Genomic DNA, 14,176 nt, shown 5'->3' with positions numbered 1-14,176 from the left:
GACCGCCTGCATGTTCGACAAAATCCTCATCGCCAACCGCGGCGAGATCGCTTGCCGCGTCATCAAGACTGCGCGCCGTATGGGGATCAAGACGGTCGCGGTATATTCCGATGCGGATAACGATGCCGTGCACGTGGATATGGCAGATGAGGCAGTGCATCTCGGCCCGGCGCCGGCCGCCGAATCCTATCTTGACATCGAAAAGATCATTAAGGCGGCGAAGGACACCGGGGCGCAGGCAATCCATCCCGGTTTCGGCTTCCTGTCGGAGAACCCCGCCTTTGCCCGCGCGTTGCAGGACGCAGGCATCACCTTCATCGGCCCGAACATCAAGGCCATCGAGGTGATGGGCGACAAGATCGAGTCGAAGAAGTTTGCCGCCGAGGCGGGCGTGAATACGGTGCCGGGCGTTATGGCAGTGATCGACGACCCGGACGAGGCCGGGCGCATCGCAGCCGATATCGGCTTTCCGGTGATCATCAAGGCCTCCGCCGGTGGCGGCGGCAAGGGGATGCGCGTATGCCGCAGCGCCGAAGAGGTAGCGGAAGGATTCGTCTCGTCCATGTCGGAGGCGAAATCGAGCTTCGGCGACGACCGCGTATTCATCGAGAAGTTCGTCGAGCGCCCCCGCCATATCGAGATTCAGGTGCTGGCCGACGGCCACGGCAACGTCATTCATCTTGGCGAGCGCGAATGTTCCATCCAGCGGCGTAATCAAAAAGTCGTCGAGGAGGCGCCCAGCCCCTTCCTGGACCCGGGCACGCGCGAGAAGATGGGCGCACAGGCCGTGGCGCTGGCCCGCGCGGTGGATTATGTCAGCGCCGGCACGGTCGAGTTCATCGTCGACCCGGACCGGAACTTCTACTTCCTGGAGATGAATACGCGCCTGCAGGTCGAGCATCCGGTGACGGAGCTGGTCACCGGCATCGACATCGTGGAGCAGATGATCCGCGTGGCCGCGGGCGAGCCACTCCCTCTGACACAGGGTGAGATCCGGCTGAACGGCTGGGCTGTCGAGAGTCGCATCTATGCGGAAGACCCGAACCGCAATTTCCTGCCCTCTATCGGGCGGCTGGTCCATTACCGGGAACCGGAGGTGGGCGAGCGGCAGGGCCGCACCATCCGCGTTGACACGGGCGTCGAGGAAGGCGGCGAAATCTCGATGTTCTACGATCCGATGATCGCCAAGCTGTGCACGCACGGGCCCGACCGTCTTGCCGCGATCGACCATATGGCCTGGGCGCTGGACAACTTCTTCATCGACGGAATCGAGCATAACGTGCCGTTCCTCAGCGCCATCATGCAGAACGAGAAATGGCGCGCAGGCGATCTTTCGACCGGCTTCATCGCCGAAGAGTACCCGGACGGCTTCGCGCCGCGTGAACCGGATGCCGATGAGCGCGAGACGCTGGCCATCGCCGCGGTGTTCATCGACGACCTGAGCAACCGCCGCCGCCGCCAGATATCCGGGCAGATGAGCGGGCGCGACGTGCAGTTCGCGCCGGTGCGCGTCGCCGATATTGGTGGGGTGAGCGAGAAGCTGGCGGTGCGCAAGCACGAGGATGGGCATGCCGTGATCGACGTGCTGGATGCTGCCGGCGTGGTCCGGCGCACGGTCGAAGTCACGTCAGACTGGTGGCCCGGCAATCCGGTCTGGCAGGGCGAGATCGACGGCAGCGCCGTCGCGGTGCAACTTCGCCCCTTGCTCAATGGTTATGAATTGACATATCGCGGCATCCGGCTGCCGTCCTACGTTTTCACAGAGCGGGAGGCGGAACTGGCCGCGCTGATGCCGGTGCGGGAGGCGCCCGACACCTCCAAGATGCTGTTGTGCCCGATGCCCGGACTGGTCGTGTCAATCGATGTGACCGAAGGCCAGGAGGTCAAGGCCGGCGAGCGGCTCTGCGCGGTCGAGGCGATGAAGATGGAGAACATCCTGCGGGCAGAGCGCGACACGGTAGTTGCGAAAGTCAATGTCCAGCCCGGTGACAGCCTCGCGGTCGACGACGTGATCATGGAGTTTGAATAGCAGGCCGATTGCCGTCAGACTGGCGGCTTGGTTGCCGGCTTCAGGAAAGCGAGGGTGAGGTGACGTCCGCCAACTGGCTCTTTACGTTTCATGGGCGCATCGGCCGTGGCCGCTGGTGGATGGCCTTTCTCGTTCAGCTTATCGTCGTGGTGGTGGGCGGCTTTTTCGCTGGTTTGGTGACACCCACGGGGCCAGGCGGGGGGCCGCCAGCGGACGGTGCGAATATTCCGGCGGTCATGATCATGGTGGCCGCGTTTGCCGTGGCGACCTGGATCTCGCTGGCGACCTCTGTCAAACGGCTGCATGATCTGGGCGTGTCGGGCTGGTGGATCGTGCCGCTGTACCTCGTGTCGACCGCGGGCAGCGCGATCTCGAATGCCGCGCCGCAAAGTGGTGGGCTGGAGGGGATGGTGCTAACCCTGTTGGGGCTGGTGCTCACTTTCGGGCCAATCATCTATCTTGGCGCCGTACCTGGTCAGGCGGGCGATAACAGGTTCGGTCCTGACCCGCGCGTCGAAGGTAGGTCAGCCGATATGAGCGTGAGCCAAGACGACGCCGCGCCGTCGGCCGGCGGGCAGGGCGGGCGCGTCGAGAGCTTCAGCGACGCGTTTCGCGAGTTGCATCGGCAGCGCGACGAAGGCGAGATCTCGCAAGACGAGTTCGACCGCAAGAAGAAGCAGATGCTGGGAATCTAGGCTCCAGCCCATTCGGACATGATTCTGTATTTCGCCTATGGCTCCAACATGCATCCGCGCGTGATGGCTGCGCGCTGCCCGGGCGCGCGCGCGATCGGACCGGCGCGGCTCGACGGCTGGCGCTTTCTCATCAACAAGCGCGGCGCGGCGTCGATCTGGCCGGACGCGGATCAGGCTGTCTACGGTGTGCTGTGGTGGTGCAACCCCGGCCACATTCAGGCGTTGGATGTCTATGAAGGTGTCCGCTGGCGCAACTATTTCCGTCGCCGGCTCATCATTGCGCAGGAGGAGGGTGAAGCCGGCGCGTTCGTCTATACGGGCAGTCGGCACATGCCGGGTGTCGCGCGGCCGAATTACCTTTTGAGCGCCGTCATCCCCGGCGCGCGGCAATTCGGGCTGCCCAGCGGCTATATCGCGTATTTGGAGAGCTGGTTGCCGCGCCGCCCGCTTGGCGCGCAAGGGCCGGGCCGGCAATACATCGGGCGGCGGCGGCCGGTGCGCTTTCCCCGCTAACGAAAAAGAGGCGCTGATGGCTGAACAACGGACCGTGCATGTGCGGATCACCGGCGACGTGCAGGGCGTCGGCTTTCGCGCCTGGACGCGCCGGCAGGCGGCTGAGCTCGGGCTCTCGGGCTGGGTGCGTAATATGCGGGACGGCGCGGTCGAAGCGCTGTTCGCCGGTGCGCAGCGGGATGTCGACGCGATGATCCAGCGATGCCGCTCCGGGCCGCGCGCAGCGATCGTCGATGATGTGCACATCCTGGCGGAAGGCGGCGAGGTGCCAGAGGGTTTCAGCGTCAAGCCGACGATGTAGCCGCATCCATCGTGGCCGCAGTCTCATATTCTTCCGAGGCGGCGAGCCAGTCCTCCTCCGCCTGTTCCAGTTCCTTGGCCAGCTCCCCGCGCAAGCGTGCAAAGTCGCGCGCCTTGTCCGGCGTTTCGTCGTAGAGCGCGGGATCAGCCAGCTTTTCATCCAGTTTGGCGAGCTTGGCCTGGAGCGTCTCCATCCGCTCTTCGTGCTGTTTGATCGCTTTCTTCAGCGGGGCGAGTTCGGCGCGGCGCGCGGCGGCGGCGCGGCGATCCTCCTCCCGGCTCCGGCGGCTGTTGGTTGCTGATGCGCGGTCGGACGCGGGGGCGGTGGGGCGTGGCCCGGTGACCTGCGCGCGATAGCTGGCGATGTCGCCATCATAAGGTTGTGCCGTGCCATCCGCCACCAGCCAGAGCCGGTCGGCGCAGGCCTCGATCAGGTGCCGGTCGTGGCTGATGAGGATGACCGCGCCTTCGTAGTCGTTCAGCCCCTGGATCAGCGCCTCGCGGCTGTCAACGTCCAGATGGTTGGTTGGCTCGTCGAGGATCAGCAGGTGGGGCGCGCCGAACGCAGCGAGTGCCATCAATAGCCGGGCCTTCTCCCCGCCGGAAAGGTTCGCGCATTTCGTGTCCGCCTTGTCCGCGCCGAAGCCGAGCTGGCCGAGCTTGGCGCGCTTTTGCGCCTCGGTGGCGTCGTCCATCAGCGTGGCAATGTAGTCGTAGGGCGATTTCGCCGGGTCGAGGTCATCCATCTGATGCTGGGCGAAGAAGCCGGTCTCCAGCTTCTTCGATGCGCGTCGGTGCCCCACCGTCGGCTCCAACCGCCCCGCCAGCAGCTTGGCGAGCGTGCTCTTGCCGTTGCCATTGGCGCCCAAAAGCGCGATGCGGTCGTCGACATCGAGCCGCAGGTTCAACTCGCGCAGCACCGGCTTGTCAGGGTCGTAGCCGACAGCGGCGTTCTCAATGCGGATCAGCGGGTTGCCGAGCGGGCGCGCGGGGGAGGGGAAGCGGAACGGCGTGACCTGTTCCTCTACCGCCGCGGCGATCGGCTGCATTTTTGCGAGCGCCTTGAGCCGGCTCTGGGCCTGCCGGGCCTTGGTGGCCTTTGCGCGAAAGCGCTCGACAAAGGCTTCCATGTGCCGGCGCATCTCGTCCTGCTTCTTCTTCAGCTTGAGCTGAAGCCGCTGCTGTTCGCGCCGGGTCTCCTCGAACTTGTCGTAGCCGCCGGAATAGAGCGTCAGCTTGCGGTTTTCGAGGTGCAGGATCGCATCCATCGAACTGTTCAGGATGTCGCGGTCGTGGCTGACGACGATGACCGTGTGGGGGTAGCTGCGCAGGAAATTTTCCAGCCACATCACCCCTTCGAGGTCGAGATAGTTGGTGGGCTCGTCGAGCAGCAGCAGGTCCGGCGCGGCGAACAGCACCGAGGCGAGCGCCACGCGCATCCGCCAGCCGCCCGAAAAGGCAGAGCAGGGCTGCGCTTGCGCCGTCTCGTCGAACCCGAGGCCGGCGAGGATGGTCGCGGCGCGCGCCGGGGCGGCGTGGGCGTCGATGTCGTTGAGCCGCAGATGGATCTCGCTGATCCGCTCCGGGTTGGTCGCCGTCTCGGCCTCGGCGAGCAGGCGCGTGCGCTCGGTGTCTGCCGCGAGCACGGTATCCAGCAGGTTCTCCGGGCCGCCGGGCGCTTCCTGGGCGACCTGGCCGATGCGCGCATTCTTCGGGATCGAGATGCTGCCTTCATCCGGCGCGATCTCGCCGGTGATCAGACGCAGGAGCGTGGATTTGCCAGCTCCGTTGCGGCCGACGAGGCCGACCTTGTGCCCACTAGGGATCGCCGCGGTCGCCCCCTCGAACAGCGGTCGGCCCTCAATGCGGTAGGTGAGATCATTGATGTGCAACATGGCTGTGAAGGTTTGAGACGCGCCCGGCGAATGCAAGGCTTTTGTTTGCTCGATGCGACGCCGGCGGCCTTGTCCAACGCGGGCGCGGCGGATATAAGCAGCCCCGAGATCACATTCGGAAATATGAGGGATTCAAAGTATGGCCACCGAGCGGACGCTTTCGATTATCAAGCCCGACGCAACCGAACGCAACATCACCGGCAAGATCATCGCGATGCTGGAAGAGGGCGGCCTGCGCGTCGTTGCGCAGAAGCGCGTGCGCTGGTCGCGGGAGCAGGCAGAGAAGTTTTACGAAGTGCACAAGGACCGGCCGTTCTACAACGACCTCGTCACCTTCATGACCTCGGGGCCTATCGTATTGCAAGTGCTCGAAGGCGAGGATGCCGTGGCCAGAAACCGGGAGATCATGGGCGCCACCAATCCCGCCGAAGCGGGGCCGGGCACGATCCGTGCGGAATTCGGCGAGAACATCGAGCGCAATTCCGTGCATGGTTCCGACAGCCCGGAGAACGCGCAGAAGGAAATTGCCCTGTGCTTCGACGAGAGTGAGATCGTCGGTTAGGTGGGAGTTGCGCGCGCGCCGCGTGCGTGCATCTTTCCCCGTTAATGTGCTGACGCCTTAGAAGCGGTGCTTGAGCGTGCCGCGGATGATCACGTCGTCTTCCTTTGCCTCGCCTGTGGCATCGGGTGTCGTAGGGACGTCCTTCATGTCGAATTTGGGCTCTTCCGGCGCGCCGTAGAGCAATTCGAGGCCAAAGTCGAACTTCGGCAGCGTTCCGATATAGCCGATGCCGGGGATATTGACCGGTGTGCCCTCCGCATTCGACGGGCTGGCCGAGGTCGGGTCAATCATGCGCAGCGCGGGAAGCTCATCCTGCACCGGCGTGCCGGGCGCGGCCTTGAGTTCGGCCGGTGCTTCGGTCACTGCCGTTCCGGGCACCGATGGCGTGCTGTCGACTTCGCTGAAGGCAGAGGCAGCGCCAGACCAGAGAACGAGGCCGGCTGCGCCTGCAAGGATTGTCAATGGAATTTTGCGCATAGGTCTTACTCCCGCTGCTACGCTCAAACATGGCTCCAGGCCGCGGCGGATGCAAGTTTCTCCCGTGAACTCTTAAGCGCCTGTTAAAGAACGAAGAATCCGGGCGAGATTGTGTTTCTGTGTTGCACACGCAACAGGAGATGGGGTGCAAATTCAGGTTGTCGGGGCGTATTCCAGCCCGAAAATCAGGGGGTTCACACGGGCCGGTCGGCATTCCCACAGCTTATGCACAGGCCGAGGCCCCGTGCGGCGAATCGGCCGCGACTCAAATCCCGTCGGCAAGCACACCCATCATCAGGACGATATAGCCGGCCAACAGCAGCCAGAAGGACACGTCGGTGACGAACGGGATGTAGTGCACCACGCCCGCCACGCCGAGACCGGCCAGAGTGACGGACATCAGAAACACGCTGAGCCGCGGCCGGTAAAGTCGCATCCCGCTCTCCCTCAAGGCGTGGGTTCAGCTTGCCGGGGGATCAAATGCCTCTGAGGACATTGCCAAGCGCTAGCAGCAGGAAGGCGGCCAGCGCGATGTAGAAGCCCGGCACCGGGACGTAGGTGGCCACCTGCGGCACGAACTGCACGACCAGCGCCAGAATGGCAATCAGCAGCGACAGGCGGAAGGTCAGCTTGGTCGGCGGCGACAGCATCATCTGTGTTACTCCCCCGTTAACACCCGACGTCGATGCAGATAGACGAAAACAGCGGCGGCTGGCAAGCAGGATCGCCTCCAACCGCTGCGCCGGATTGCAATCGTGGCCGCCGTGCTGCTCAGGAGAGGCTGGCGCAGAAGCGCTGGATGCGCTGGCAGGCTTCCTTTAACGCCTCGGTCGAGGTCGCATATGAGATGCGGAAGAAGGGCGACAGACCGAACGCCTCGCCGTGAACGACGGCCACGCCTTCGTCCTCCAGGAGCGCCGTGACGAAATCCTCATCGGAGTGCAGCGTCTTGCCCTTGGGCGTCGTCTTGTTCATGCAGCCGGCGCAGGAGGGATAGACGTAGAACGCGCCTTCTGGTGTCGGGCAGTCGAGGTCGGGCGCCTGATTGAGCATCGAGACGACGAGGTCGCGGCGCTCCTTGAAGACCTGCGCGCGTTCGGCGATGAAGTCCTGCGGACCGTTCAGCGCCTCCACCGCGGCCCACTGGCTGATCGAGGCCGGGTTCGAGGTGGACTGCGACTGGAGTTTGCGCATCGCGCCGATCAGCTCTTCCGGCCCCCCGCAATAGCCGATGCGCCAGCCGGTCATCGCATAGGCCTTGGACACGCCGTTCATCGTCAGCGTGCGCTCGTGAAGCTGCGGTTCGACCTGGGCCGGGGTGACGAACCTGAAGTCGTCATAGGCGAGGTGCTCGTACATGTCGTCGGTCAGCACCCATACATGACTGTGGCGCAGCAGGACGTCGGTAAGCGCCTTCAGTTCGTCATAGGTGTAGCCGGCGCCTGTCGGGTTTGATGGCGAGTTGAAGATGAGCCACTTGGTACTGGGCGTGATCGCGGCTTCCAATGCCTGCGGCGTGAGCTTGAACCGGTCCTCCAGGGTGGTGGGCACGATCTTCGGCGTTCCGCCCGCGAGCAGGGCCATGTCGGGATAAGAGACCCAGTAGGGCGCAGGAATGATGACCTCGTCGCCCGGATTGAGCGTGGCCATCAGCGCGTTATAGATGACCGCCTTGCCACCCGGCGCAACCAGCACCTGCGATGGCTGGTAGGTCAGATCATTCTCGCGCTTGAACTTGTCGCAGATGGCCTGTTTCAGCTCGGGAATGCCGTCAACGGCGGTGTATTTCGTCTCGCCGCGCTCGATGGCCTTGATGGCGGCCTGCTTGATGTTGTCGGGCGTGTCGAAGTCCGGCTCGCCCGCGCCGAGCCCGATTACGTCATGGCCCGCGGCTGCCAGATCCCGCGCCTTCTGCGTCACGGCGATCGTGGGCGAGGGTTTCACGCGCGCCAGCGAGTCGGACAGAAAGCCCATCTTTCAACCTCCCTTGACTGAGAAATGTGGCTGGCATCGCGCCGTGGCCGGCGCTTTGCGGCGAGGCTAGGCAGGCAGGCCGCGCAAGGCAAGTGAATTTCCACCGGGACAGCCCCGATACGAGGGGGAAAGTCGGCGGATATCTATTGACAAGCGGGGAGCACGGACATATTCCGATGGGCGTATTAGCACTCACCATCAGAGAGTGCTAACAAAGTCTCACCGAAAGACTCATGGCCGGACGCACGCGATCGCACCGTGCCCGGCACTCAGGAGCACAAACCACGGAGAACAAAGATGAAATTTCGTCCACTCCATGATCGCGTGGCCGTCAAGCGCGTCGAGGAGGAGCAAAAGACCGCTGGCGGCATCATCATCCCCGATACCGCAGCCGAAAAGCCCCAGCAGGGCGAAGTGATCGCTGTCGGCCCTGGCGCGCGCGGCGATGACAATGAACTCATCCCGATGGGCGTTCAGGTGGGTGACAAGGTGCTGTTTGGCAAGTGGTCCGGCACCGAGGTCAAGATCGACGGTGAAGAAGTCCTCATCATGAAGGAGTCCGATCTGCTGGGCGTGCTCGAAGGCTGAAGCCGTTAGCCACCTGATCGTGAGCCAACACGTGACAAGTAAGGAATACAACCATGACCGCTAAAGATATCCGTTTTTCGACCGACGCCCGCGAGCGCATGATGCACGGCGTCGACAAGCTGGCCAACGCGGTGAAGGTCACCCTTGGTCCGAAAGGCCGCAACGTCATCATCGAAAAATCCTTCGGCGCCCCGCGCTCCACGAAGGACGGCGTGACGGTCGCCAAGGAGATCGAGCTTGAGGACAAGTTCGAGAACATGGGCGCGCAGATGGTGCGCGAGGTCGCCTCGAAGACCAACGATGCCGCCGGTGACGGCACCACGACCGCGACCGTGCTCGCCCAGGCAATTATGCGCGAAGGCCTGAAGGCCGTGGCTGCAGGCATGAACCCGATGGACCTCAAGCGCGGTATCGACAAGGCCGTGACGCAGGTCATTGACTCGATCCGCAATGACGCCCGCGACGTCTCCTCCAGCTCCGAGGTCGCTCAGATCGGTACGATCTCCGCGAACGGGGAGAAGGAGATCGGTGACATGATCGCCGAGGCCATGGAGAAGGTCGGCAACGACGGCGTCATCACCGTGGAAGAGGCCAAGAGCCTGGAGACCGAACTGGAAGTCGTCGAGGGCATGGAGTTCGACCGCGGCTATCTCTCGCCGTACTTCATCACGAACTCCGACAAGATGGTCTGCGAACTCGATGATCCGTACATCCTGATCCACGAGAAGAAGCTGACCAACCTGCAGGCGATGCTGCCCGTGCTGGAGTCGGTCGTACAGTCGGGCAAGCCGCTTCTGATCATCGCCGAGGATGTCGAGGGTGAGGCGCTGGCCACGCTGGTGGTCAACAAGCTGCGCGGCGGCCTGAAGGTCGCGGCGGTGAAGGCGCCCGGCTTCGGTGATCGCCGGAAGGCCATGCTTCAGGACATCGCGGTTCTGACCGGCGGCCAGGTCGTCTCCGAGGAGCTCGGCATCAAGCTCGAGAACGTCAACATCGACATGCTCGGGCGGGCCAAGCGCGTCTCCATCACCAAGGACGACACCACGATCGTCGACGGTGCCGGCGCCAAGGCCGACATTGACGCCCGCGTCCAGCAGATCCGCGCGCAGATCGAGGAGACGACTTCGGACTATGACCGCGAGAAGCTGCAGGAGCGTCTGGCCAAGCTGGCTGGCGGTGTTGCGGTCATCCGCGTCGGCGGCGCCTCCGAGATGGAAGTGAAGGAGCGCAAGGACCGCGTGGACGACGCGCTGAACGCAACCCGCGCTGCGGTCGAAGAAGGCATCGTCGCCGGTGGCGGTGTGGCGCTGCTGCGCGCGGTCAATGCGATCACGGTCGAGGGCGATAACGCCGACCAAGAGGCCGGCATCAAGATTGTACGGCGCGCCCTGCAGGAGCCGATCCGGCAGATCGCCGAGAACGCCGGCGTGGAAGGCTCGATCGTCGTCGGCAAGGTGCTGGAGAAGAACGATCCGGCCTGGGGCTACAACGCCCAGCTCGATGAGTACGTGGACCTCGTCGAAGCCGGCGTGATCGACCCGGCCAAGGTCGTGCGCACCGCGCTTCAGGACGCGGCCTCGGTTGCCGGCCTGATGATCACGACGGAAGCTGGCGTTGCCGAAGCGCCGAAGGAAGAAAAGGGCGGCGCTGGTGCCGGAGACATGGCCGGCATGGGCGGCATGGGCGGCATGATGTAAGCCGCTTGCGCCCCGAGAGGCGCAGCCGTCGCCGTCAAGGCGAATGGGAAGAGCCGCTCCCCGGGGCGGCTCTTCTTCTGTGCAAAGACGGGTGCGACAGGATGCCACTGATTTGCTGCAAATGTTTTCAAAAAGCGGCGCGTTAAGGTTGCTCCGGTGGGCGGCTTTGGTATAGTCGCAACGATTTTTTGGGTTTCGCCAGCGGCGAGGGGCTGATATGGACAACCCGGATCGTGAAAAACATGGCAATAACATGGACTATCAAGAACACGAGCGGACCTACAAACTCTTCATAACCCTGGCCCAGTGGGGCACGGTGATCGTCGCCGTCATTCTCATCCTGATGGCGATTTTCCTGGTTTGACACGCCGGACGCCCAAGGCATCCCGGGCATTCTGGCCTCGCGCGCGCCTGGCCGGGCGGTGGCTGTTTCGCCCATGTTTGGCACCAGCATGATCGGAGCTAAGAATGGTAAGGATCGCCGTTCCGGCTGAAGAAGAGATGGAGCCCCGGGTCGCGTTGAGCCCCGAGACGGCGAAAAAGTACGTCAAGCTTGGCTGCCAGGTCGTCATTGAGAAGGGCGCAGGCGCCCGCTCATATTTCCCCGACCACGAGTACGAGAATGCCGGTGCGGAGCTCGCCGACTCAGCCGAGGCTGCGCTTGAGGGCGCTGATCTGGTGCTCAAGGTGGGGCCGCCGACTGATGCGCAGATCAAGGCCATGAAAAACGGTGCGGTAGTGGCCGCGATGCTGGAACCTTATGGCCCGCGCGGTACCATCGACGCGCTTGCCCAGCAGGGCGTGCTCGCCTTCGCCATGGAACTGATGCCCCGCGTGACCCGTGCGCAGTCGATGGACGTGCTGTCCTCGCAGTCGAACCTCGCCGGGTACAAGGCCGTCGTCGATGCTGCGGCTGCGTTCGGTCGTGCCATGCCGATGATGATGACGGCGGCCGGCACCGTGCCGCCGGCCAAGGTCTTCGTCATGGGCGCGGGCGTCGCGGGTCTGCAGGCGATCGCCACGGCGCGCCGTCTTGGCGGCGTTGTCAGCGCCACGGACGTGCGCCCGGCGGTGAAAGAGCAGGTGAAGTCGCTCGGTGCGAAGTTTATTGCCGTGGAGGACGAGGAATTCCGCGAGGCGGAGACGGCCGGCGGCTACGCCAAGGAAATGTCCGACGAATACAAGCGCAAGCAGAACGAACTGATCGCCGAGCATATCAAGTCGCAGGACATCGTCATCACCACGGCGCTGATCCCGGGCCGCCCGGCCCCTCGGCTGATTTCCGCGGACATGGTCAAGACCATGAAGCCTGGCGCCATCATCCTCGATATGGCGGCCGAGCGCGGCGGCAACTGCGAACTGACGCGGGCCGGCGAGGATATCGTGCATGAGGGCATCCGCATCATGGGCCCCGTGAACATTCCGGGCAAGGTGCCGGGCGATGCCTCCAGCCTGTACGCGCGCAACCTCTACGCTTTCACCGAACTGATGATCGACAGCGAATCCGGCGCCATCAAGGTCGACTGGGACGACGAAATCATCCAGGGGACGGCCCTGACGCGGGACGGTGCAGTGATCCACCCGGTCCTTACGGGAGAGAAGGAATGAAGCAGATCATGCCGAGGCTTTCTGCCGCGCTGGTCCTGGCCGCGGCCTTCGCGCTTTTGGCGACGCCGGCGCAGGCGGCCGCCGGGGCGGGTGCTGGGATCGACCCGTTCATCTATCTGTTTGCTATCTTTGTTCTGGCGATCTTCGTTGGCTACTACGTGGTCTGGAGCGTCACGCCGGCGCTGCATACGCCGCTCATGTCGGTGACGAATGCGGTCTCGTCGGTGATCGTGGTCGGTGCCTTGCTGTCCGTCGGCGTCGAGGCGGCGGTCGAAGGCGCAGGCTGGGCAACCGTGTTTGGTTTCCTGGCGCTGGTCATGGCGTCGGTCAACATTTTCGGCGGCTTTCTCGTCACCCAGCGGATGCTGGGCATGTACAAGAAGAAAGAGAAGCAATAACGCGGCGCGGGGGGAACACTCATGCCTGCTGATCTGGTCGCGCTGCTCTATCTGGGCGCCGGCGTTCTGTTCATTCTGACGCTGCGGGGGCTGTCGCACCCGGAGACGTCGCGGCGCGGCAATTACATGGGCATGGCCGGCATGACGATCGCCGTGCTCACGACGCTGGCCGTGGCGGTTCCGGATGCCGCGAAATTCCTGCTGATCATTCTGGGGATTGGCGTCGGGGGCGCCATCGGCGCCTATATCGCCAGTCGTATCCCGATGACGGCGATGCCGCAGCTCGTGGCGGCGTTTCACAGCCTCGTTGGTCTGGCGGCCGTGTTCGTGGCGGCGGCCGCGCTGAACGCGCCGGAAGCCTTCGGCATTGGCACGCCGGGGAACATCTTCACCGTCTCGCTGATCGAAATGTCGATCGGCGCGGCGATCGGCGCCATCACCTTCACGGGCTCGGTCATTGCCTTTCTCAAGCTTGATGGGCGCATGTCCGGAGCGCCGATCCTTCTGCCGGCCCGGCACCTGGTCAATATCGCGATCGGCGCAATCATCGTTCTGCTGATCATCGCGTTTTCCGTGTCAGAGTCGCATCTGGCGTTCTGGGCCCTGACGCTGCTCGCCTTCGCGATTGGCGTGCTGCTCATCATTCCGATCGGCGGCGCGGACATGCCCGTGGTGGTGTCGATGCTGAACTCGTATTCCGGCTGGGCGGCCGCGGGGATTGGCTTCACGCTCAGCAATGTCGCGCTGATCATCACGGGCGCGCTTGTCGGTTCTTCCGGCGCGATCCTGTCCTACATCATGTGCAAGGGCATGAACCGCTCCTTCATCTCGGTTATCCTGGGCGGCTTCGGGGGCGAGGCGGCGGCCGCGGCGGAGGAGGGCGTGGAACGGACCATCAAGCGCGGCTCGGCCGAGGATGCGGCCTTCTTGATGAAGAACGCGGCGAAAGTCATTATCGTGCCCGGCTACGGCATGGCCGTGGCTCAGGCGCAGCACGCGTTACGCGAACTGGCCGACTCGCTCAAGGCAGAAGGGGTCGACGTCGCCTACGCCATTCACCCGGTCGCCGGCCGGATGCCTGGGCACATGAACGTGCTGCTGGCCGAGGCGAATGTACCGTATGACGAGGTTTTCGAGCTTGAGGACATTAATAACGAGTTCTCGCAAGCTGACGTTGTCTATGTCATCGGCGCAAACGACGTGACCAACCCGGCTGCCGAAGACGATCCTTCATCGCCAATTTACGGCATGCCGGTATTGCAAGTGTGGAAGGCGAATACGGTCATTTTCAACAAGCGTTCGCTCGCCTCTGGCTATGCAGGTATCGACAACCCGCTGTTCTATCGCGACAATACGTTGATGGTGCTGGGCGACGCCAAGAAGATGACCGAAGAGATCGCCAAGGCGCTCTAGCGCTCACCCGGCGCCGCCGACCGACAT

General features: G+C 63.8%; 16 protein-coding genes. 11 read left to right on the top strand and 5 right to left on the bottom strand.

Going from position 1 to position 14,176, the window contains the following annotated elements:
- Positions 1–10 precede the first annotated feature (10 nt).
- Genes BXY53_RS08475 through BXY53_RS08460 form a run of 4 tightly spaced genes read left to right on the top strand, consistent with a single transcriptional unit; the run spans position 11 to position 3,538 of the window.
- Positions 11–2,029 (top strand): acetyl-CoA carboxylase biotin carboxylase subunit, encoded by a 2,019-nt coding sequence (locus BXY53_RS08475; RefSeq protein ID WP_119061394.1) that lies wholly within the window; start codon positions 11–13, stop codon positions 2,027–2,029.
- A gap of 59 nt (positions 2,030–2,088) precedes the next feature.
- On the top strand, positions 2,089–2,724 hold the full coding sequence (locus BXY53_RS08470) for a DUF805 domain-containing protein (protein WP_119061393.1): 636 nt from the start codon (positions 2,089–2,091) through the stop codon (positions 2,722–2,724).
- Positions 2,725–2,742: 18 nt separating this feature from the next.
- On the top strand, positions 2,743–3,237 hold the full coding sequence (locus BXY53_RS08465; protein ID WP_119061392.1) for a gamma-glutamylcyclotransferase family protein: 495 nt from the start codon (positions 2,743–2,745) through the stop codon (positions 3,235–3,237).
- Between the two features lie 16 nt (positions 3,238–3,253).
- Positions 3,254–3,538 carry an acylphosphatase gene (locus BXY53_RS08460; protein ID WP_119061391.1) on the top strand — a complete coding sequence of 95 codons (285 nt, stop codon included), beginning with the start codon at positions 3,254–3,256 and terminating at the stop codon, positions 3,536–3,538.
- Here BXY53_RS08460 and BXY53_RS08455 read toward each other — a convergent pair.
- Positions 3,522–5,432, bottom strand: a complete 1,911-nt coding sequence (locus BXY53_RS08455) for an ABC-F family ATP-binding cassette domain-containing protein (protein ID WP_119061840.1) — start codon at positions 5,430–5,432, stop codon at positions 3,522–3,524. The two genes, BXY53_RS08460 and BXY53_RS08455, sit on opposite strands and share 17 nt — an antisense overlap.
- A 139-nt stretch (positions 5,433–5,571) precedes the next feature.
- On the opposite strand from BXY53_RS08455, the gene ndk reads away from it, so the two are divergent.
- Complete coding sequence (gene ndk / locus BXY53_RS08450) at positions 5,572–5,994, top strand: nucleoside-diphosphate kinase (protein WP_119061390.1); 423 nt, start codon at positions 5,572–5,574, stop codon at positions 5,992–5,994.
- A 57-nt stretch (positions 5,995–6,051) separates the two neighbouring features.
- On the opposite strand, the gene BXY53_RS08445 is transcribed toward ndk, so the two are convergent.
- From BXY53_RS08445 to BXY53_RS08440, 4 genes are all read right to left on the bottom strand, one after another.
- A complete protein-coding gene (locus BXY53_RS08445; protein ID WP_119061389.1) occupies positions 6,052–6,471 on the bottom strand; it encodes a hypothetical protein in 420 nt (139 codons plus the stop codon).
- 265 nt (positions 6,472–6,736) lie between these two features.
- Positions 6,737–6,907, bottom strand: coding sequence for a hypothetical protein (locus tag BXY53_RS14115; protein ID WP_170144381.1), 171 nt, complete (start codon positions 6,905–6,907; stop codon positions 6,737–6,739).
- 40 nt (positions 6,908–6,947) lie between these two features.
- Complete coding sequence (locus BXY53_RS14110; RefSeq protein ID WP_170144380.1) at positions 6,948–7,124, bottom strand: hypothetical protein; 177 nt, start codon at positions 7,122–7,124, stop codon at positions 6,948–6,950.
- Between the two features lie 118 nt (positions 7,125–7,242).
- Positions 7,243–8,445 (bottom strand): pyridoxal phosphate-dependent aminotransferase, encoded by a 1,203-nt coding sequence (locus tag BXY53_RS08440; RefSeq protein WP_119061388.1) that lies wholly within the window; start codon positions 8,443–8,445, stop codon positions 7,243–7,245.
- Between the two features lie 297 nt (positions 8,446–8,742).
- On the opposite strand from BXY53_RS08440, the gene BXY53_RS08435 reads away from it, so the two are divergent.
- The 6 genes from BXY53_RS08435 (at position 8,743) to BXY53_RS08410 (ending at position 14,149) form a co-directional block, all read left to right on the top strand.
- Positions 8,743–9,033, top strand: a complete 291-nt coding sequence (locus BXY53_RS08435) for a co-chaperone GroES (RefSeq protein WP_119061387.1) — start codon at positions 8,743–8,745, stop codon at positions 9,031–9,033.
- Between the two features lie 53 nt (positions 9,034–9,086).
- Positions 9,087–10,730: a chaperonin GroEL gene (gene groL, locus BXY53_RS08430; RefSeq protein WP_119061386.1), complete on the top strand. Its 1,644-nt coding sequence runs from the start codon at positions 9,087–9,089 to the stop codon at positions 10,728–10,730.
- Positions 10,731–10,983: 253 nt separating this feature from the next.
- The gene (locus tag BXY53_RS08425; protein ID WP_245410394.1) at positions 10,984–11,094 is read left to right on the top strand and encodes an aa3-type cytochrome c oxidase subunit IV; all 111 of its coding nucleotides are present in this window, start codon (positions 10,984–10,986) and stop codon (positions 11,092–11,094) included.
- Positions 11,095–11,198: 104 nt separating this feature from the next.
- Entirely contained in the window at positions 11,199–12,338 is a 1,140-nt protein-coding gene (locus tag BXY53_RS08420) for a Re/Si-specific NAD(P)(+) transhydrogenase subunit alpha (protein WP_119061384.1), read from the top strand.
- An 8-nt stretch (positions 12,339–12,346) separates the two neighbouring features.
- The gene (locus BXY53_RS08415; RefSeq protein ID WP_425359184.1) at positions 12,347–12,736 is read left to right on the top strand and encodes a proton-translocating transhydrogenase family protein; all 390 of its coding nucleotides are present in this window, start codon (positions 12,347–12,349) and stop codon (positions 12,734–12,736) included.
- 21 nt (positions 12,737–12,757) lie between these two features.
- Positions 12,758–14,149 carry an NAD(P)(+) transhydrogenase (Re/Si-specific) subunit beta gene (locus tag BXY53_RS08410; RefSeq protein ID WP_119061382.1) on the top strand — a complete coding sequence of 464 codons (1,392 nt, stop codon included), beginning with the start codon at positions 12,758–12,760 and terminating at the stop codon, positions 14,147–14,149.
- Positions 14,150–14,176 lie beyond the last annotated feature (27 nt).

Origin of the sequence: Dichotomicrobium thermohalophilum, assembly GCF_003550175.1 — a bacterium.
Classification (GTDB): Bacteria; Pseudomonadota; Alphaproteobacteria; order Rhizobiales; family Rhodomicrobiaceae; genus Dichotomicrobium; species Dichotomicrobium thermohalophilum.
This window is presented reverse-complemented; position numbering and strand designations above follow the sequence as displayed.

Coding starts and splice junctions, on each gene's coding strand:
- BXY53_RS08475 (WP_119061394.1), top strand. CDS start 11: ATGTTCGACAAAATCCTCATCGCCAACCGCGGCGAGATCGCTTGCCGC.
- BXY53_RS08465 (WP_119061392.1), top strand. CDS start 2,743: ATGATTCTGTATTTCGCCTATGGCTCCAACATGCATCCGCGCGTGATG.
- BXY53_RS08460 (WP_119061391.1), top strand. CDS start 3,254: ATGGCTGAACAACGGACCGTGCATGTGCGGATCACCGGCGACGTGCAG.
- BXY53_RS08455 (WP_119061840.1), bottom strand. CDS start 5,432: ATGTTGCACATCAATGATCTCACCTACCGCATTGAGGGCCGACCGCTG.
- ndk (WP_119061390.1), top strand. CDS start 5,572: ATGGCCACCGAGCGGACGCTTTCGATTATCAAGCCCGACGCAACCGAA.
- BXY53_RS08445 (WP_119061389.1), bottom strand. CDS start 6,471: ATGCGCAAAATTCCATTGACAATCCTTGCAGGCGCAGCCGGCCTCGTT.
- BXY53_RS14115 (WP_170144381.1), bottom strand. CDS start 6,907: ATGCGACTTTACCGGCCGCGGCTCAGCGTGTTTCTGATGTCCGTCACT.
- BXY53_RS14110 (WP_170144380.1), bottom strand. CDS start 7,124: ATGATGCTGTCGCCGCCGACCAAGCTGACCTTCCGCCTGTCGCTGCTG.
- BXY53_RS08440 (WP_119061388.1), bottom strand. CDS start 8,445: ATGGGCTTTCTGTCCGACTCGCTGGCGCGCGTGAAACCCTCGCCCACG.
- BXY53_RS08435 (WP_119061387.1), top strand. CDS start 8,743: ATGAAATTTCGTCCACTCCATGATCGCGTGGCCGTCAAGCGCGTCGAG.
- groL (WP_119061386.1), top strand. CDS start 9,087: ATGACCGCTAAAGATATCCGTTTTTCGACCGACGCCCGCGAGCGCATG.
- BXY53_RS08425 (WP_245410394.1), top strand. CDS start 10,984: ATGGACTATCAAGAACACGAGCGGACCTACAAACTCTTCATAACCCTG.
- BXY53_RS08420 (WP_119061384.1), top strand. CDS start 11,199: ATGGTAAGGATCGCCGTTCCGGCTGAAGAAGAGATGGAGCCCCGGGTC.
- BXY53_RS08415 (WP_425359184.1), top strand. CDS start 12,347: ATGCCGAGGCTTTCTGCCGCGCTGGTCCTGGCCGCGGCCTTCGCGCTT.
- BXY53_RS08410 (WP_119061382.1), top strand. CDS start 12,758: ATGCCTGCTGATCTGGTCGCGCTGCTCTATCTGGGCGCCGGCGTTCTG.